Annotated in this window: 18 protein-coding genes and 1 pseudogene; 7 read left to right on the top strand and 12 right to left on the bottom strand. The window is 71.8% G+C overall.

Annotated elements, in window-relative coordinates; genetic code table 11:
* The first annotated feature begins 62 nt into the window (after nt 1-62).
* From ABH931_RS16485 to ABH931_RS16465, 5 genes are all read left to right on the top strand, one after another.
* Nucleotides 63-536, top strand: a complete 474-nt coding sequence (locus ABH931_RS16485; protein WP_042453924.1) for an Lrp/AsnC family transcriptional regulator — start codon at nt 63-65, stop codon at nt 534-536.
* Entirely contained in the window at nt 533-1,912 is a 1,380-nt protein-coding gene (locus ABH931_RS16480; protein ID WP_370113812.1) for an aspartate aminotransferase family protein, read from the top strand. The genes ABH931_RS16485 and ABH931_RS16480 overlap by 4 nt, the downstream gene beginning before the upstream one ends.
* Before the next feature lie 211 nt (nt 1,913-2,123).
* Entirely contained in the window at nt 2,124-2,876 is a 753-nt protein-coding gene (locus tag ABH931_RS16475; protein ID WP_370113811.1) for an ABC transporter ATP-binding protein, read from the top strand.
* Nucleotides 2,858-3,988, top strand: coding sequence for a hypothetical protein (locus ABH931_RS16470; RefSeq protein WP_370113809.1), 1,131 nt, complete (start codon nt 2,858-2,860; stop codon nt 3,986-3,988). The genes ABH931_RS16475 and ABH931_RS16470 overlap by 19 nt, the downstream gene beginning before the upstream one ends.
* A gap of 100 nt (nt 3,989-4,088) precedes the next feature.
* A complete protein-coding gene (locus ABH931_RS16465; protein WP_370113807.1) occupies nt 4,089-4,370 on the top strand; it encodes a hypothetical protein in 282 nt (93 codons plus the stop codon).
* 429 nt (nt 4,371-4,799) lie between these two features.
* Here ABH931_RS16465 and rlmN read toward each other — a convergent pair whose 3' ends face one another.
* Nucleotides 4,800-5,933, bottom strand: a complete 1,134-nt coding sequence (rlmN, locus tag ABH931_RS16460; RefSeq protein WP_370113806.1) for a 23S rRNA (adenine(2503)-C(2))-methyltransferase RlmN — start codon at nt 5,931-5,933, stop codon at nt 4,800-4,802.
* 151 nt (nt 5,934-6,084) lie between these two features.
* Complete coding sequence (locus ABH931_RS16455) at nt 6,085-6,438, bottom strand: DUF805 domain-containing protein (protein WP_370113805.1); 354 nt, start codon at nt 6,436-6,438, stop codon at nt 6,085-6,087.
* A gap of 173 nt (nt 6,439-6,611) precedes the next feature.
* On the opposite strand from ABH931_RS16455, the gene ABH931_RS16450 reads away from it, so the two are divergent.
* Nucleotides 6,612-7,238, top strand: coding sequence for a hypothetical protein (locus ABH931_RS16450; RefSeq protein WP_370113803.1), 627 nt, complete (start codon nt 6,612-6,614; stop codon nt 7,236-7,238).
* Nucleotides 7,239-7,314: 76 nt separating this feature from the next.
* Here ABH931_RS16450 and ABH931_RS16445 read toward each other — a convergent pair whose 3' ends face one another.
* The 5 genes from ABH931_RS16445 to rpsB all read right to left on the bottom strand — a co-directional run bounded on the left by ABH931_RS16445 (nt 7,315) and on the right by rpsB (nt 12,069).
* A complete protein-coding gene (locus tag ABH931_RS16445; RefSeq protein ID WP_370113801.1) occupies nt 7,315-8,550 on the bottom strand; it encodes a phosphatidate cytidylyltransferase in 1,236 nt (411 codons plus the stop codon).
* Nucleotides 8,550-9,107 carry a ribosome recycling factor gene (frr, locus tag ABH931_RS16440; protein WP_370113799.1) on the bottom strand — a complete coding sequence of 186 codons (558 nt, stop codon included), beginning with the start codon at nt 9,105-9,107 and terminating at the stop codon, nt 8,550-8,552. The genes ABH931_RS16445 and frr overlap by 1 nt, the downstream gene beginning before the upstream one ends.
* Before the next feature lie 117 nt (nt 9,108-9,224).
* Entirely contained in the window at nt 9,225-9,974 is a 750-nt protein-coding gene (gene pyrH, locus ABH931_RS16435) for a UMP kinase (protein WP_370113797.1), read from the bottom strand.
* 201 nt (nt 9,975-10,175) lie between these two features.
* On the bottom strand, nt 10,176-11,009 hold the full coding sequence (gene tsf / locus ABH931_RS16430; RefSeq protein WP_370113795.1) for a translation elongation factor Ts: 834 nt from the start codon (nt 11,007-11,009) through the stop codon (nt 10,176-10,178).
* 130 nt (nt 11,010-11,139) lie between these two features.
* On the bottom strand, nt 11,140-12,069 hold the full coding sequence (gene rpsB, locus ABH931_RS16425; protein ID WP_370113793.1) for a 30S ribosomal protein S2: 930 nt from the start codon (nt 12,067-12,069) through the stop codon (nt 11,140-11,142).
* A gap of 331 nt (nt 12,070-12,400) precedes the next feature.
* On the opposite strand from rpsB, the pseudogene ABH931_RS16420 reads away from it, so the two are divergent.
* Nucleotides 12,401-12,979: pseudogene (locus ABH931_RS16420) on the top strand (hypothetical protein); the annotation flags it as partial.
* Between the two features lie 80 nt (nt 12,980-13,059).
* On the opposite strand, the gene ABH931_RS16415 reads toward ABH931_RS16420, so the two are convergent.
* From ABH931_RS16415 to ABH931_RS16395, 5 genes are all read right to left on the bottom strand, one after another.
* On the bottom strand, nt 13,060-13,659 hold the full coding sequence (locus tag ABH931_RS16415) for a TetR/AcrR family transcriptional regulator (RefSeq protein WP_370113791.1): 600 nt from the start codon (nt 13,657-13,659) through the stop codon (nt 13,060-13,062).
* A gap of 32 nt (nt 13,660-13,691) precedes the next feature.
* Nucleotides 13,692-14,519 carry an RNA polymerase sigma factor WhiG gene (whiG, locus tag ABH931_RS16410; protein ID WP_370113790.1) on the bottom strand — a complete coding sequence of 276 codons (828 nt, stop codon included), beginning with the start codon at nt 14,517-14,519 and terminating at the stop codon, nt 13,692-13,694.
* Nucleotides 14,520-14,614: 95 nt separating this feature from the next.
* Complete coding sequence (gene dprA / locus ABH931_RS16405) at nt 14,615-15,757, bottom strand: DNA-processing protein DprA (RefSeq protein WP_370113788.1); 1,143 nt, start codon at nt 15,755-15,757, stop codon at nt 14,615-14,617.
* Nucleotides 15,758-16,225: 468 nt separating this feature from the next.
* Nucleotides 16,226-17,857, bottom strand: coding sequence for a YifB family Mg chelatase-like AAA ATPase (locus ABH931_RS16400; RefSeq protein ID WP_370113786.1), 1,632 nt, complete (start codon nt 17,855-17,857; stop codon nt 16,226-16,228).
* A 1-nt stretch (nt 17,858) separates the two neighbouring features.
* Nucleotides 17,859-18,242, bottom strand: a complete 384-nt coding sequence (locus ABH931_RS16395) for a YraN family protein (RefSeq protein WP_370113785.1) — start codon at nt 18,240-18,242, stop codon at nt 17,859-17,861.
* Nucleotides 18,243-18,269 lie beyond the last annotated feature (27 nt).

The following is an 18,269-nucleotide window of genomic DNA, read 5'->3' as shown; positions in this document are numbered from 1 at the left end:
GGTTTCAAGCATCAGCGACGGAATCACTTGCGTACAAGCGGACGATCGGGCAAGGTGGCGACGTGGCCAACCGCGACCGGAACGCCAACGTTCCACTCGACTCCGTCTCCAAGGCGATCATCGAGCAGCTGCAGGAGGACGGGCGACGCGCCTACGCGACCATCGGGAAGGCTGTCGGCCTCTCGGAGGCGGCGGTGCGGCAGCGCGTCCAGAAGCTGCTCGACCAGGGTGTCATGCAGATCGTCGCCGTGACGGATCCCCGCACCGTGGGATTCACCCGACAGGCAATGGTCGGCATCACCGTCGAAGGTGACGTGGACGCCGTCGCCGACGCGCTGGCCGCCATGGACGAGGTGGACTACGTCGTGGTCACCGCAGGCTCGTTCGACCTGATGGCCGAACTGATCTGCGAGGACGACGAACACCTCCTCGAACTGATCAACAAGCGTATCCGCGCGCTTCCCGGCGTGCGGAGAACCGAGAGTTTCGTTTACCTGAAACTCCGGAAACAGACCTACACCTGGGGTACCCGATGAGCGCCGACGCGGTCGCCAACAAGGACCTGTCCAAATCCGCCTACGACCACCTGTGGATGCACTTCACCCGCATGTCGTCGTACGAGAAGAACCCCGTGCCGACGATCGTTCGCGGCGAGGGCGAGTACATCTGGGACTCGAACGGCCGCAAGTACCTGGACGGTCTTGCCGGTCTGTTCGTCGTCCAGGCCGGTCACGGCCGCAAGGAGCTGGCCGAGGTCGCGCGCAAGCAGGCCGAGCAGCTGGCCTTCTTCCCGATCTGGAGCTACGCGCACCCGGCCGCCATCGAGCTGGCCGAGCGTCTGGCGAGCTACGCCCCGGGCGACCTGAACAAGGTCTTCTTCACCACCGGTGGCGGCGAGGCCGTCGAGACCGCGTGGAAGCTGGCCAAGCAGTACTTCAAGCTCACGGGTGAGCCCACCAAGTACAAGGTGATCTCCCGCGCGGTGGCCTACCACGGCACCCCGCAGGGCGCCCTGTCGATCACGGGCCTGCCGGCCCTGAAGGCCCCGTTCGAGCCGCTGGTCCCGGGCACCCACAAGGTCCCGAACACCAACATCTACCGCGCCCCGATCTTCGGCGACGACCCGGTGGCCTACGGCCGCTGGTGCGCCGACCAGATCGAGCAGGAGATCCTGTTCGAGGGCCCGGAGACCGTTGCCGCCGTCTTCCTGGAGCCGGTCCAGAACGCCGGTGGCTGCTTCCCGCCGCCGCCCGGGTACTTCCAGCGCGTGCGCGAGATCTGCGACCAGTACAACGTGCTGCTCGTCTCGGACGAGACCATCTGCGCCTTCGGCCGCCTCGGCACGATGTTCGCCTGCGACAAGTTCGACTACGTGCCGGACATGATCACCTGCGCCAAGGGCATGACCTCGGGCTACTCCCCGATCGGCGCCTGCATCATCTCCGACCGCCTGGCGGAGCCGTTCTACAAGCAGGACAACACCTTCCTGCACGGCTACACCTTCGGTGGCCACCCGGTCTCCTCCGCGGTGGCGCTGGCCAACCTCGACATCTTCGAGCGCGAGGGCCTGAACAAGCACGTCCTTGCGAACGAGAACGCGTTCCTCACGACGCTGCAGAAGCTGCACGACCTGCCGATCGTCGGCGACGTCCGCGGCAACGGCTTCTTCTACGGCATCGAGCTGGTGACCGACAAGGCCACCAAGCAGTCGTTCACCGACGAGCAGTGCGAGAAGGTCCTCTACGGCTTCCTCTCCAAGGCGCTCTTCGAGAACGGCCTGTACTGCCGCGCCGACGACCGTGGCGACCCGGTCATCCAGCTCTCGCCGCCGCTGACCGCCGACCAGTCGACCTTCGACGAGATCGAGCAGATCCTGCGTGGCGTGCTGACCGAGGCGTGGACGAAGCTCTAAAGAGCCTCCCATGTGACTTTCCGTCACCACCCTCCGCCGCAGGGCGGTTCCGGCTACTCCAGCCGGAGCCGCCCTGCGGTGTTTTCGTGAAGATTCGGTCACCCGTGTGAGTGATAAACGCGACACGACCCGAAAAACCGTCACGCAACCGGCACACCGCTGACTCGTTCATAATCTGTGAGCCACACACTCACTTAAGGCGGAGGAAGCCGTGAGCGTCGCACCACCCGACAACGACGTGCTGTGGGCACGGTCGCTGGTCAAGTCGCACCACGGCACGCCGGCGCTGCGCGGCGTCTCCCTGAACGTGCGCGAAGGCGAGGTGCTGGCCGTGGCCGGCCCGAGCGGCTGCGGCAAGTCCACCCTGCTCGACGTGCTCAGCGGGATGCATCCGGCGGACGAGGGCGAGATCTGGTTCAACAGCTCCCCCGTTCACACGCTCGGCCGAGTGGCCCGGGAGAGATTGCGGCGCGAGCGCTTCGGCTACGTGGGCCCCGAGCCGCAGCTGGTGCCGGAGCTCAACGCGCGCGAGAACGTCGCCCTTCCGATGCTGCTGGCCGGGATCTCCCGCAAGGTCGCCGCGACCTCCGCCGCGGAGTGGCTGGAACGCCTGGACGTGGCCGACTGCGCCAAGCGCCGCCCCGCCGAGCTGCTCCAGGACCAGCGCCAGCGGATCGCCGTCGCCCGCGCGCTCGCCGCCGAGCCCGCCGTGGTCTTCGCCGACGAGCCGACCGCCCCGCTGCACCGCGAGTCGCAGGACCAGGTGATGCGGATACTGCTCACCGCGTCGCGATCGCACAAGATCACGCTTATTCTGGCGACGCACGATGCGAGCGTGGCCAGATATGCCAACCGGGTGGCGGTGATGGCCGACGGACGTCTCGCCACCCCTGTCGACGCCCGGGACGCCGTCGCGCTGAGCGAGCTCGAAGAGGACGCCCCTACGTGTTCTACCTCCGTGTAGCGCGCGGTTACCGTGCGCTGGACCTGCTGCGCTGGACCCTGACCAGCGTGGCGTCGGCGGTCGTGGCCGCGCTGCTGCTGCGCGCGCTCGGCCGCGCCGTCTCCACCCCCGCGCCCGCCCCCGCCGGTCCGGCGCTGGGCCGCCTGCTGTGGTGCCTGCCCGCGCTCGCCGCCGTCGCCTACCTGGCGGGCGCCTGGGCGCGGGCCCTGCCCCTCCAGCAGCCCGAGCGGATGACGGGCCTGGTCGCCGCAGGCGTCGGGCCGCTGCGGATGCGGCTGCTGCTCGCCGGGGAGATGGCACTCGCCTGCGCCTGCGGTGCTCTGGTCGCGCTCGCCGGCTTCCTGCTGCTGCGGGCGCACCTGCTGGAGATCCTCCCCGACGGACGCCTGGACGACGCCCTCGGCACGCACGGCTCGCTGCCGGTCGCGGGCACGATCACGCTGCTGGCGCTGGTCCCGCTGTTCGGCGGCGTGGCCGCGGCGGCGGCCGTCCGGCCCTCGGACGTCATCCCCGTCGACGGTTCGGACGAGCCGCAGCGGCGCCCCACTGTGCGGCGCGTCGCGCTGGCTGCCGGACTGCCGGCGTTCGGCACCCTCATCGTGGTCACGGCCGTCCGGGTGAACGCCCCCGAGGCGGCGGCGGTCGGCTGGTTCGTGGCCACCACCGGCATCGCCCTCGCCGTCCCCGTTCTCCTCTACGGCGCGGGCCACTCCCTCGCCTGGGGCCGCCCCCGTGCCACCCGCCTGCTGGCCGGCCGCGGCCTCCAGGCCCAGGCCTGGCGCCTCGGCACTCCCCTCGCCGTCCTGTCGGTCGCCGGCGCGCTCGGCGCTGTCGCCTGGCTCCAGTACGCCGACACGCCCCACCGCCGCCTGGGTCCGCTGGCGCTGATCGAGGCCGCCCTGGTCGCCCTGTGCGTCCTCGGCGCCCTGCTCACCCGTCTGGCCGAACTCGCGGGAGCGCATCGTGCGGCCTACGGCCCGCTCCGGCGCATGGGCGCGCCGACCTCGGTGCTCCAGGGCTCCGTCGCGCTGCGCACCGCCGCCGCCGGCGCGGTCGTCCTCGCGGCCGGCACCGGCGCGGGCCTGCTGGCGGCGGCCGCGCTGAGCGTCTGAGCCCACCGACCCCCCTTCACCGCCTGTTCACGTGTGAGAGGGCATCATCCCCCGGCCCGCCGTGCCACCATGAGCCCGCTCGTGGCAGCCAGGGGGGCTCATGTTCGACCGGTTCACGTACGGGGCGAGGCAGGTCGTGGTGCTGGCGCAGGAGAGCGCACGTCGACGCGGCAGCGGCCAGATCGAGAGCAGCGACCTGCTGGGCGGAATCCTGCTGATCCCTGGGGATGACGAACCGGCCACGCATCTGCTCCGGGCGGCCGGCCTGAGTGCCGAGATCCTGCACGCCCCGGGCGAGCCGGGACCCGCCGGGAACATCCCCTTCGCCCCGGGCACCAAGCGGGCGCCGCCGCCTGGGGCGAATTCCATCGAACGCTCCTGAGCGCCGAGCCCAACCCGCGCGTCCGCCTGCACCGCGCGACCCTCGGCTGGCTCACCCACCCACCGTTGACACTGCGCGCGGCCCTGCTGCGCGCACGCTGAGCGCCGGAAGCCCGCTCGGGCACCGGGATCGGGCTTCCCACGAGCCCGGCGGGCTGCTGGTCCGGGCACAACCATGGACGCCGACCGGCTCTGCCGGCTCACCGGAGCAGTTCGCCCCTCTCGACGGCGACTGGCATATGACCTGCGACGTCTGACCTACGACATCGGCGCTCTGCATGCCATCCGCGTCAGCTACCCGCCCGCGCACAACATGCGCCGGTCCTGTCCCGCCTCCGCAGGGCTGCACGGCTCATGGCATGCGAGGTGACGACCGTCACCACGTCGTCGGGTCAGCCCGTCGACGAGTGACGGCGGGGACGGCGTCGGCTCAGCCCGCGGCGGCCAGCTGGCCGCAGGCGCCGTCGATCTCCTGGCCGCGGGTGTCGCGGACGGTGACCGGGACGCCGTGGGCTTGGAGGCGGCGGACGAACTCGCGCTCGTCCTCCGGGCGGGAGGCCGTCCACTTGGAGCCCGGGGTGGGGTTCAGCGGGATCAGGTTGACGTGGGCGTTGCGGTTCTTCAGCAGGCGGCCCAGCAGGTCCGCGCGCCGCGCCTGGTCGTTGATGTCCTTGATCAGCGCGTACTCGATGGAGACCCGGCGGCCGGACTGCGCCGCGTAGTCCCACGCGGCGTCCAGGACCTCGGCGACGTTCCAGCGGGTGTTGACCGGGACCAGCTCGTTGCGCAGCTCGTCGTCCGGGGCGTGCAGCGAGACCGCGAGGCGGACGCTCAGGCGCTCCTCGGCGAGCTTGTTGATCGCCGGGACCAGGCCCACCGTGGAGACGGTGATGCCGCGCTGCGACAGCCCGAAGCCGGCCGGGGCCGGGTCGGTGAGGCGGTGGATCGCCGCGATGACGCGCTTGTAGTTGGCGAGCGGCTCACCCATGCCCATGAACACGACGTTGGAGAGCCGCACCGCGCGCGCCTCGCCGTCCTCGCCCGGCTGCACGCCGCCGAAGTCGCCGGCCTTGATCGCGCGCATGCCCGCGGCGATCTGCTCGACGATCTCCGCGGTGGAGAGGTTACGGGTGAGCCCGGCCTGGCCGGTGGCGCAGAAGGGGCAGTTCATGCCGCAGCCGGCCTGCGAGCTGATGCACATCGTCACCCGGTCGGGGTACTTCATCAGCACCGACTCGACCAGCACGCCGTCAAACAGCTTCCACAGCGTCTTGCGGGTGGTGTCGTCGTCGCAGGAGACGTGCCGCACCTCCGTCATCAGCTCCGGGAGCATCGCCTCGGCGAGCCGCTCGCGCGACGCGGCGGGGATGTCCGTCCACTCCTCGGGGCGCGCGGCAAGGCGCCCGAAGTACTGACGCGAGAGCTGGTCGGCGCGGAACGGCTTCTCGCCCAGCGCGACGATCGCCTCCTTCCGCTCGGCGGCGGAGAGGTCGGCGAGATGACGCGGCGGCTTGGCCCCGCGGGGCGCGACGAAGGTGAGTTCACCGGGAAGTGGCTTAGGCATGATTCCTCCAGTGTCCCAGATCGTTCGCGGTTCCCTTGAAGGGAGCCCTACGACCCCGCCCAGCTGTGTACGGCTGTACACGGCGGTAACGCTTGCCCGGAAAGACGACAGGCCCCGCCCGTGAGGGCGGGGCCTGCGGGGTGGCCGGAGGTCAGACCTGGGCCGGGACGAGCTTCGGGTCGTCGCCGTACTGGTTCTGGCCCTGGGTGCCCTCGGAGATCCAGAAGAACAGCACCACGAACCAGCCGATGCAGGTGAACGAGAGCAGCAGCAACCAGCCGCTGCGGCCGGTGTCGTGGAGGCGGCGGACGGCGACCGCGAGGGTCGGCACCAGGAGAGCCAGGCCGTAGAGGCCTGCGAGGATCGGGGAGCCGATCGCGTTGTCCACAAGGGTGAGTACGACCGTCACCACGGTGTTGATCAAAATGAACCACCAGAACTCCTGGCGGCGGGCTCTACCGGCGAATCCGGCGTAGTTCTTGAGAACGGCGGTGTACCAGTTCACGGTCCCCTCCAAGGCTTGTCGAAAGCGAGCAAGCCGAGAACCTAGGACCCACGAAACCCCTGGTCAAGACTGTTTCCGAAGTGTTCCTCGGCCCGCCGCGACAAACCCCACCAGACCCATGCGAAGCACTGGCCCCAGCCGATCGCGGGTGCGGCGCCACTACGCTGCTGATCATGGCCTTGCGACCCGATGAGTTCTACGACCACGCCCGCGCCGCCGCCGACGCCGAGGGGCGGCTGCCGCTGGCACGGATGACCGGCTGGAACGTCAGCCCGTTCGAGCCCGAGGGGCTGCGCGTCGCGCCGTTGCGGCCACCGGTGCTGCCCGAGGCGGCGCGGCACGGCGAGGATCCCGCCGACTGCGGCGACTGCCGGGCCCGGGACGAGGGCCTCTGGTTCGACGAGCGCTGGCGGCTCGCGCGGATCCCGGGTGTCGGGGTGCCGCTGGTGCTGATGCTGTACCCGCGCGACCACCACGACATGGCGGACCTGCCCGACGGCCTGGCAGCCGAGCTGGGCGTGCTCACCACCCACCTCGTCCGCCACGTGCAGGCTCTCCCGCACGTCAGCCGCGCCCACGTCTACCGCATCGGCGACGGGGCCGCGCACCTGCACCTGTGGTTCTTCGCCCGCCCCGAGGGTCAGGCCCAGCTGTACGGGTCGTGGATGCCCGTCTGGGACGACCTGCTGCCCGAGTACCCGGCGGACGTGGCCGAGGCGGACGCGGCAGCCGTCGTCGACGCCCTGATCGCCTCCTACGGCGGCCGCCGCACGCCCACCGAGGAGCCGGTGCGCGCGTGACGGGACACCGCAGGCCCCGCCGTCGGACGGCGGGGCCTGCGGGTTTCGAGCGGATGTCGAGCGGGGCGGCGACGGCTCAGCCGGCGCCGACGAAGCCGACCAGCACCAGCCAGACCACCGGCGCGGTGGGCAGCAGCGAGTCGAGGCGGTCCATGATGCCGCCGTGGCCCGGCAGCAGCGTGCCCATGTCCTTGATGCCGAGATCCCGCTTGATCATCGACTCGCCCAGGTCGCCCAGGGTCGCCGAGACCGCGACACACGCACCGAGAACCAGGCCCTGCCACCAGCTGCCGCCGGTGATCATCAGCTGCATCCCGACCGCGCCCGCGGCCATGCACAGCAGCACGCCGCCGGCCAGGCCCTCGCGGGTCTTGCCGGGGCTGATCCGCGGAGCGAGCTTGTGCTTGCCGAAGCGCGAGCCGGCCGCGTAGGCGCCGGTGTCGCTGCAGATGGTGAGGACCAGGAAGAGGACAACCCGCTGCGGACCGTCGTGCGCGGCCAGCATCAGCATCACGAAGGTCGCCAGGAACGGGACGTAGAAGGCCGTGAAGATCCCGGCGGTCACGTCCCGCAGGTAGTTCTCCGGCGGTTCGGTCATCCGCCAGACCAGCACCGCGAGGCTGGTCAGCGCGAGCGCCACCACCGCGGCCTGCGGGCCGCCGAGATAGGCGGCCACCTGCATCGCCGCGCCGCCGACCAGTAGCGGGATCAGCGGGACACGGATGCCCTTGGCCTCGGTGAGCCTGCTGGTCAGCTCCCACATGCCGACGCCCGCCGCGGCCACGACCACGCCGACGAAGAGCCACTTGACCACGAACAGCGAGGCCAGGATGACGGCGCCGAGGCCGAGAGCCACGCCGACCGCGGCCCGGAGGTCACGACCGCCCTTGGGCGCGGCCTTGGGCGCGCCCTGGGCCGACGCGGCGTCGGACGGGGGCACGGCCTTGGCCGGACCGCCGGGCTGCTGCTCGGGGGCCGGCGGGACGGGAGGCATGTACTGAGTGTGCGCCATGGCCGCGTCGCCGTGCAGTCCGGCGGGCGCGCCGCCGTAGCCGGGCGGCGGTGGCTGCTGGCCGTACGGAGGCTGGCCGTACGGAGGCTGGCCGTACGGAGGCTGACCATGCGGAGGCTGGCCGGACCCCGCCGCCGGCCCGTGGTCGATCACGGGCGGCAGCAGCGTGGTGGCCTGGTCGTCGCCGAGCGGCGCCGGTCCCTCCGGCGCCAGTCCCTCCGGCGGCATTCCGTGGCCCTGTGCGCGGGCCCCGGCACCCCTGTCTCCAAGAGTGGGCCCCCAGAAGGAATCGTCGTTCATCAGACCTCGAGCAGCTCGGCTTCCTTGTGCTTGAGCAGCTCGTCCACCTGGGCGACGTAGCGGCCGGTGACGTCGTCGAGCTCCTTCTCCGCGCGGCGGACCTCGTCCTCGCCCGCCTCGCCGTCCTTCACCATCTTGTCGAGGGTGTCCTTGGCCTTGCGGCGGACGTTGCGGATGGAGATCTTGCAGTCCTCCGCCTTGTTGCGGGCGACCTTGATGTACTCCTTGCGCCGCTCCTCGGTGAGCTGCGGGAAGTTCACGCGGATGATCGAGCCGTCGTTGCTCGGGTTGACGCCCAGGTCCGAGTTGCGGATGGCCTCCTCGATCACGCGGAGCGAGGTCTTGTCGAACGGCGAGACGACCGCCATCCGGGGCTCCGGCACCGAGAAGGAGGCGAGCTGGTTGATCGGGGTCAGCGTGCCGTAGTACTCGGCGACGATCTTGGCGAACATCGCCGGGTGCGCACGGCCGGTGCGGATCGCGGCGAAGTCGTCCTTGGCGACGCTGACGGCCTTCTCCATCTTCTCCTCGGCCTCGAGGAGGGTCTCTTCGATCACAATCTGCTCCTGTCCGGGGCGACCCGGTCTCGAACTGCTGGAACTACATCGCTTCTACCGGGCACGTTCACTGAAGGTCGACCGGTTGTCCATCCCCCGCGCGCGAGGGCGGACGCCCTAGGCGGTGGGCGCGTCCGTGCTGATCAACGTCCCGATCTTCTCATTGCGAACCGCCCGGGCGATATTGCCTTCCCTGAGCAGCTCGAAGACGCGGATCGGCAGGTTGTTGTCCTTGCACAGCGTGATCGCGGTGAGGTCGGCGACCTTGAGGTCCCGGGCGATCACCTCGGAGTATTCCAGGGCGTCGAACTTGACGGCGTCCGGGTTGCTCCGCGGGTCGGAGTCGTAGACACCGTCCACACCGTTCTTGCCCATGAGCAGCACCTCGGCGTGGATCTCCAGCGCACGCTGGACGGCCGTGGTGTCGGTGGAGAAGTAGGGCATGCCCATACCGGCGCCGAAGATCACGACGCGGCCCTTCTCGAGGTGGCGCACCGCGCGCAGCGGCAGGTACGGCTCGGCGACCTGGCCCATCGTGATCGCGGTCTGCACCCGCGTCTCGATGCCCTCCTTGTTCAGGAAGTCCTGCAGCGCGAGGGAGTTCATCACGGTGCCGAGCATGCCCATGTAGTCCGAGCGGGCCCGGTCCATGCCGCGCTGCTGGAGCTCGGCACCGCGGAAGAAGTTGCCGCCGCCGATGACCACGGCCACCTCGGTGCCGCCACGCACCACGGTCGCGATCTCGCGCGCGATCGCGTGCACCACGTCGGGGTCGACACCGAGGCCGCCGCCCCCGGCGAACGCCTCCCCGGAAAGCTTGAGCAGTACGCGGCGACGCGTGGTGCCCTCGTCAGCGGTCATCTGCATCGGCTCCTCCTTGTGAAGCAAGCTGGGTCGTGCTGGATCGTGCATGGTGCGCATACCCCGGAATCGGGGCACAGGTATGAGAAAGAGGCCACTGCCGCCGGAACCTGTTCGGTCACCCGCAGGGCAGTGGCCTCCTCGTCGTTCTCACGACTCACATCGTAGGGGCTGGCCGAGGCCGGCCCCGTCGCTCGATCCGAAGGATCAGGCGCCGACGCGGAAGCGGACGAAGCGGACCAGCTTGACGCCGGCCTCGTCCAGGACCTTCTGGACGGTCTTCTTGTTGTCGCGGGCGTAGGCCTGCTCGAGAACGGCGTTCTCCTTGACGAAGCCGGTCACGCGACCCTCGACGATCTTCGGCAGGGCAGCCTCGGGCTTGCCCTCCTCGCGCGCGGTGGCCTCGGCGATGCGGCGCTCGTTGTCGAGCACGTCGGCCGGGATCTCCTCGCGGGAGAGGTAGCCCGGGCCGAAGGCGGCGATGTGCTGGGCGACGCCCTTGGCGACGTCCTCGTTCTCGCCGTCCAGCTCGACCATGACGCCGATGGCCGGCGGCAGGTCCGGGTCGGTGCGGTGCATGTAGACGTTGACGTAGTTGCCGTCGTTGAACTGGGCGAAGCGACGGAAGACAATCTTCTCGCCCAGGCCCGCGTTGGCCTCGTCCACGAACTGCTGGACGGTCTTGCCGGGCTCGATCTCGGCGGCCAGGGCGGCGTCGATGTCGGCCGGGGAGGTCTTGGCGACGAAGGCGGCCAGCTCGTTGGCGACGGCCACGAAGCGGTCACCCTTGGCGACGAAGTCGGTCTCGCAGTTCAGCTCGACCAGGACGCCGGAGGTGCCCTCGACGAGGGAGACGACGGCGCCGTTCGAGGCGTCGCGGCCCTCACGCTTGGCGACACCCTTCTGGCCCTTGATGCGGAGCAGCTCGACCGCCTTCTCGACGTCGCCCTCGCTCTCGTCCAGGGCCTTCTTGCAGTCCATCATCCCGGCGCCGGTGAGCTCGCGGAGCTTCTTGACGTCCGCGGCGGAAAAGTTCGCCATGGTTCCTGAGTCTCTTCTCGCGTTGTCTTGTGAAGTGAGCGAAGAATCGCGGGCGCTCGACACACGGAAGGGGTACGTCGGCGGTCGCCGCCGTACCCCTCCTCGTGTCAAGCAGTCAGGCGGTTCAGGCCTACTCGGCCTCGGCCTCGGCGGCGGGGGTCTCGACGACCTCGACGACCTCAGCGACCTCGGCGACCTCGGCGTCGGCGACCTTCTCGGTCTCGGCGGAGGTCTGGACCTCGGCCTCGGCGGCGGGGGCCTCGGCCTCGTCGGCCTTCTTCTCGGCGCCGGCGAGCTGCTCGAGCTCCCACTCGGCCAGCGGCTGGTCGGCACCCGACTCGGCCGGCTTGGCGTCGGCCTTGGCGGCACCGGAACGGGCCATCAGGCCCTCGGCGACGGCGTCGGCGACCACGCGGGTCAGCAGCGTGACGGAGCGGATCGCGTCGTCGTTGCCCGGGATCTTGTAGTCGACCTCGTCGGGGTCGCAGTTGGTGTCGAGGATCGCGACGACCGGGATCTTGAGCTTGCGAGCCTCGCCGACGGCGATGTGCTCCTTCTTGGTGTCGACGATCCACACCGCGGACGGCACGCGCTGCATGTCGCGGATACCGCCGAGGGTCTTCTCCAGCTTCTCGTACTCGCGCTGCAGGACGAGGAGCTCCTTCTTGGTGAGGCCCGAGCCGGGCACATCCGTGAAGTCGATCTCGCCGAGCTCCTTGAGGCGCTGCAGACGCTTGTAGACGGTGGAGAAGTTGGTCAGCATGCCGCCGAGCCAGCGCTGGTTGACGTAGGGCATGCCCACGCGACCGGCCTGCTCGGCGATGGCCTCCTGGGCCTGCTTCTTGGTGCCGACGAAGAGGACGGAGCCGCCGTGGGCGACCGTCTCCTTGACGAACTCGTACGCGCGGTCGATGTAGTTCAGCGACTGCAGCAGGTCGATGATGTAGATGCCGTTGCGCTCCGTGAAGATGAAGCGCTTCATCTTCGGGTTCCAACGACGGGTCTGGTGACCGAAGTGGACGCCGCTCTCCAGCAGCTCCCGCATCGTGACGACGGCCATGGCCGTACTCCTTGAGTTTGCTCGGTTGTTCCGCCGCGGCCGGTGGCCGTGGCGCCTGACGCCCTGCTGCGTGCCGGCTCCAGGGCTCCCCACGAGGGGCTGACCGAGGACCGAGCGGCACTAGCGCCGGAGAACCGGCGCGGGGCGTGCGAAGTCGACCCGGCACGCCGGGTCGCGAAAGAAGTGTACGGGACGCGCCGGACAGCAGGCGACCGCGGCCGGGCCCCCGGGCTCATCCGAACGGGTGAGGAGGTTTTCCACAGGGGCTGGTTTGTCCACAAGCAGGCGGCGGGTGGGCGCAGGTGTCCGGTCCGGTCGGCAGAGTGCGGGCATGAACCGGACCAGCGCCTCCAGCTCTTCGAGCCCTTCGAGCCCTTCCAGCTCTTCCTGCTCTTCCGGCGCCTACGCCCCGATCCCCCCGCTGCCCGGTGGGCGGCGGCTGCTGCTCCTGCTCGGGCTGGCGCTCTGGCTCGTCCTGGCGGCGCTCGGCCCGCCGGGGCGGGCCCACGCAGCCTCCGCCGGGCCGGACGGTTCCGGCGTGCCCGGCTGGTCCGGCGTGCCCGGCTGGTCCGGTCGACCGGGTTGGTCCGGTGGGCTGGTGCGGCCGCTGCCGACGGGCGGCACGCTCGCGGACGTACTGCGCCGGTTCGCCCCGCCGCCCGTGCGGTGGGCGGCGGGCCATCGCGGGGTGGACCTGGCGGCCGCCGTGGGCACGTCCGTGCGCTCGGTCCGGGCCGGCGTCGTCTCGTACGTGGGGGTGATCGCCGGGAAGCCGGTCGTCGCGGTGGAGCTGAGCGGCACGGGATCGCCGCCACTGCGGACCACCTTCGAGCCGGTGGAGGCGAAGGTCACGATCGGCGAGGCGGTGGGCGCCGGCACCGTCCTCGGCTCCCTGGCCGCGCACGGCGGGCACTGCCCGGTCAGCTGCCTGCACTGGGGCCTGCTGCGCGGACGGCACTACCTCGATCCCCTGGCCCTGGTCGCCCCCGGTCAGGCGCGGCTGCTCCCGCTGACGCCGTCCAGCACCAGGGCGATCGCCGTCTCGACCACCGTCTCCGGCGACTCGTCCGCCGCGGCGCACAGCTCCAGCCGCCTCGCGGCGGCCTCCACAGTGCCCTGCAGCAGCAGCGCCGCCAGACCCGGACGCGGGTGCCCCAGCTCGGTCAGCGCCTCCACCAGAGGCCCGGCCAGCAGCCCGTGCGCGGCGCGGATGCGCTCGCGCGCGGCGTCGTCCAACTCCAGCGCGGACAGCGCGACCAGCGCGCGGTGGCGGGCGCCCCCGGCGAACGCGAGCTGCGCCCGCACGTAGGCCCCCACGCGCGCCTGGGGCGTGCGCTCGGCCCGCACGGCGTCCGCGACCTCGGCGGCCCACACCGGCAGGTCGACGGCGCACAGCGCCTCGACGACGGCGGCGCGGGACTTGAAGTACTCGTACACCGAGGAGCGGGCCAGGCCCGTCCGGGCGGCGAGACTGGGGAAGGTCAACGCCTCCGTGCCGCCCTCGGCCAGGAGCTCGCGGGCGGCGTCGAGCAGTGCGTCGTGCTGCAGCTTGCGGTGCTCTGCGACAGAGGCGGCTCGGATTCTCGGCACGGGTTCAGGCTACCGCCAGGGGTGCGGGTGACTCACCGTGCGTCGGAGAGCTTCGCTCTCAGCTGGAGCACCGCCTTGGTGTGGATCTGGCTGACCCTGCTCTCCGTCACTCCGAGCACGTTGCCGATCTCCGCCAGCGTGAACCCCTCGTAGTAGTACAGGCTCACCACCGTCTTCTCCCTCTCGGGCAGCGTGTTGATCGCCCGCGCCAGCAGCCGCCGCACCTCGCGGGTCTCGGCGACCTGCTCGGGGTCGTCCGCGGCGGTGTCGACCAGGGTGTCGACCAGGCTGCCGCGGGGCTCCCCGCTCTCCCCCGAGGCGTGCAGGAGCTCGTCCAGGGCGACGACGTTGGCCAGCGAGAGCTGGCTGAAGATGCCGTGGAGCTCCTCGATCTGGATGCCCATGGCCGCCGCGACCTCGGAGTCGCCCGGCGTACGCCGGAGGCTCACCTCCAGCGTCGCGTAGGCGCGTTCCACCGCGCGCGCCTTCTGCCGGATCGAGCGCGGGATCCAGTCCAGTGCGCGCAGTTCGTCGATGATCGCGCCGCGGATCCTGCTGATCGCGTACGTCTCGAACTTGATCGCCCGCTCCGGGTCGAACTTCTCGATCGCGTCGATCAGGCCGAAGATCCCGGAGGAGACGAAGTCCGCCTGCTCCACGTTGGCCGGCAGGCCGACACTCACGCGTCCGGCCACGTACTTCACCAGCGGCGAGTAGTGCAGGATCAGTTGCTCGCGCAGCCGCGGGTCACCGGAGTCCTTGTAGGCGCGCCAGAGCTCGTCCACCGTACGCACCCGCGCGGTGCGCGGGCCGGGGATGCTGCGGGGTTCCCCCGCAGGGGAGCTGGCGTACCTGGGCATGCGTCGCTTGAGCCGTTCTTGAGCCGTTCTGACGATCCATTGGGCCATTCAACGGAACGGTTGCGAGCGTAGCGTGACGATGCGGTTTCTGAGCGCTATGAAGTCCCCTTGCACGCCGGATTCAGCCTCCAGTGCGCCCCGAGCCGCTCGACCAGGCCGAGCGAGGCGAGCTCGTAGAGCCGCCGCAGCACCACGTCCGGGCCCAACAGACAGCGCTGGACCAGGGATTCCGGGCTTGCGCCGCGCGCCGAGGCGGGCAGCGATTCGAGCACGCGCAGAGTCTCGGGAGCCAGCGCGTCGCGAAGGCGTTCACGCCCCTCCGGCGTGGCCGCGAGGTCCGTTCCGATCTCGCCGACCTGTTCGACCACCTCCCCCACGTCCGCGACGAGGACCGCGCCGCGGCGGATCAGTTCGTGCGTACCACCGGAGAGCGAACTCGTGGCCGGGCCCGGGACGGCCATCACCTGCCGGCGCAGATCGCCCGCCCAGCGGGCGGTGTTGAGCGAGCCGCTGCGGCGGGCCGCCTCCACGACGACCGTGCCGCGGGTGAGGGCCGCGATGACGCGGTTGCGCTGCAGGAACCTGGGCCGGTTGGGGTGGGCGCCCAGCGGCAGCTCGCTGAGCAGCAGGCCGCCGCACTGCGTGATCCGGCGCAGCAGCTGCTCGTTGGCGCGCGGGTAGGCCTGGTCCACGCCGCAGGCGAGCACGCCGACGGTCGGGCCGCCGACGACGAGAGCGCCTCGGTGGGCGGCGGCGTCGATGCCGTAGGCGGCGCCGGAGAAGACCGTCCAGCCGCGCTCGGTCAGGCTCGCCGAGAGATCGGCCGCGAGGCGCTGGCCGTAGCCGGTGCAGGCCCGCGCGCCGACGACGGCGACGGACCGCACGGCCAGCACCCGCAGTGAGGCCGCGCCGCGCACCCACAGGGCGACGGGCCGCGCCGGCCCGAGGTCGTCCAACTGCGTGGGCCAGCCGGCCTCGCCCCGGCAGACCAGGCGCGCGCCGATCAGCGCGCCCCGCGCGAGCTCCCGCGCCCCGTCGGGCCGCTCCACCCCCGCGGGCAGCGCCCGCGTCAGGCGCGCCAGCGCCTCCTCGGGCCCCCACTCCTCGATCAGCTGCCCCGCCCGCGTGTCCCCGGGCTCGACCACCCGCCCAAGCGCCGCCCACCACACCCGCTCGCGCTCGGACAGCAGCCCGGCAGCGGGAGGAGGGACGGGCTCGGAGCAGTCAACGGTGTCCATGGGGGCTCCCATCGATGAGCGAGGGTCGAGTAAGGGACGGTCACCCGACGCTCCCAGCCGGGCAAGCCGGTAGCGGACGGGCGGAAGGGCGAACGGAAGGGGCCGAGGGTCCGGCCCACCGGGCGGGCCGGGCGGACTGGCCAACAGGGCCTGGCGGGCTGGCCAACAGGGTCTGGCGGGCCCTCGGATCCAGGGACGGGCCGAGAGGGCCGAGGGCACCCGGGCCGAGAGGGCGGGCAGCCGATCGGGCAGGGAGGAGGGGCGGGGAGGGTCGGGTCGGGTCGGGTCGGGTCGGGGAGACAACGCCAGGAGGCCGGTGGTCGCCTACCGGCCGGCACCGGGCCGATCGGGTCAGGGCAGGCAGGGTCAGGGCAGGGCGGGCCCTGGGGGCGGGGTGGGGAGGGTTCCGTGCCGGTGCCGCGCTTCTGGACGGGGCGCCGGCACGGAACCGGTCCGGGGGTGGGTGGGTCAGAAGCAGGGGTCCGGGGGTGGTGCCGCGCGGAAGGCGGTGCCGCGGAGGGCCAGGGCGGTGTGGACGTGGTCGCGCTGGGGGCGGTCTGCACCGCCGAGATCCGCGGCGGTCCAGGCGACGCGCAGGACCCGGTCGAGGCCGCGGGCGGTGAGGAACCCGCGCTCCATCTCCCGTTCCGCGTCCCGCAGCGCGTCCGGGCCGAGCGGGTAGCGGGTGCGCAGTTCGTGGCCCGGGATCTCGCCGTTGAGCCGCCACGGCGTGTCGCGGTACCGCGTGGCCGACCGCTCCCGCGCGGCCAGGACGCGTGCGGCGACGACCGCACTGGACTCGGCGGGCGCCGCCCGCTCCAGGAGCTCCGCGCGACTCACCGCGTCGACCTCGACGCGCAGGTCGATCCGATCCAACAGGGGCCCGCTCAGCCGAGCCTGATAGCGCGTCACCATCGTCGGCGTGCACCCGCAGGAGTCTCCGCGGCGCGACCACCGGCCGCACGGGCAGGGGTTGGCTGCGAGCAGGAGCAGGAACCGGGCCGGCAACCGCAGCCAGCCCGCCGAGCGGGCGATCAGCACCTCCCCCGACTCCAACGGCTGCCGCAACGCGTCGAGCACCCGCGCGCTGAACTCGGTGGCCTCGTCGAGGAAGAGGACCCCGCGGTGGGCCAGCGACGCCGCGCCGGGCCGCGGCAGGCCGCTGCCGCCGCCGACGATGGCCGGCATCGTCGCGCTGTGATGGGGCGCGCAGTACGGCGGGTTCCCCACCAGCGGGCGGCCCGGCGGGAGCAGACCGGCCACGGAGTGGATCGCGGTGACCTCCAGCGCCTCCTTCTGTCCCAGCGGCGGGAGAATGCCGGGCAGTCGCTCGGCCAGCATCGTCTTGCCCGCGCCGGGCGGGCCCTTGAGGAAGAGGTGGTGCCCGCCCGCCGCGGACAGCTCCAGCGCCCGCCGTGCCTCGAACTGACCGGCGACGTCGGACAGGTCCTTGCGCCAGCCGTCCGCCGCGTACGCACCGGCGTCCGCGCCCACCCGGCGAATGCCGATCCCGGGCAGGCACAGACCCGCGAGCGCCAGATCCGGCCCGGCCGGGATCAGCGGCTCGGGCGGCTCCTCCGGCTCCGGCTCGCCGCAGAGCAGGGCGATCAGCTGCCGCAGCGAGCGGACGGCGAGCACCTCGACGCCCGGCACCAGCGACGCCTCGGCTGCGGTGGCCTCGGCGACGGCGACCCTGGCGTAGCCCGCCTCGGCCGCCGCGAGCACGGCGGGCAGCACCCCGCGGACCGGCCGCGCCCGGCCGTCCAGGCCGAGCTCGCCGACGAGCAGCAGCCGCTCGATCACGGCCGGCTCGAGCCGCTCGCACGCGGCCAGGACCGCGCAGGCGATCGCCAGGTCGAAGCCCGAGCCGGACTTGGGCACCGAGGCCGGGGAGAGGCCGACGGTGAGCTTGCGCAGCGGCCACTTCTCGCCGCTGTTGACGACGGCGGCGCGGACCCGGTCCCGGGACTCGTTGACCGCCTTGTCGGGCAGGCCGACGATGGTGAACGCGGCGAGCCCCGGCTCGATGTCGGCCTGGACCTCGACCACGACGCCGTCCACGCCGAGCAGCGCGACGGATCCGGTGCGGGCGAAGGCCATCTCAGGCCACCGCCCCGCGCAGGTACGTCACCCGAGCCGGACCCCGGCGCCCGTGGACGACGCCGATCAGGTCGATCCGCAGACCGCCCGGGGGCGGCGGCCCCGACCACCGCTCCGTGACCCAGCGCTCCGCGAGGCAGGCCAGACGCATCGCCTTGGTCTCGTCGATGGCCTCCGAGGGGCTCTGCCGACCGCCCTCGGTACGGGTCTTCACCTCGCAGACGGCGAGGACGCTGCCGCCCGGCAGGGGGTCGAGCGCGACGATGTCGAGCTCACCGGCCCGGCAGCGCCAGTTCCGGTCGAGGATGCGCAGCCCGGCCTGCTCCAGGTGCCGAACGGCGGCGCGCTCTCCGTAGGCGCCGAGCGCCTGGGTCCGTGCGGTCATCGGGGATCACCTCCGCGCAGCAGCCTT

This window comes from Streptacidiphilus sp. MAP12-33, assembly GCF_041261265.1.
Taxonomy (GTDB): Bacteria; Actinomycetota; Actinomycetes; order Streptomycetales; family Streptomycetaceae; genus Streptacidiphilus.
This window is presented reverse-complemented; position numbering and strand designations above follow the sequence as displayed.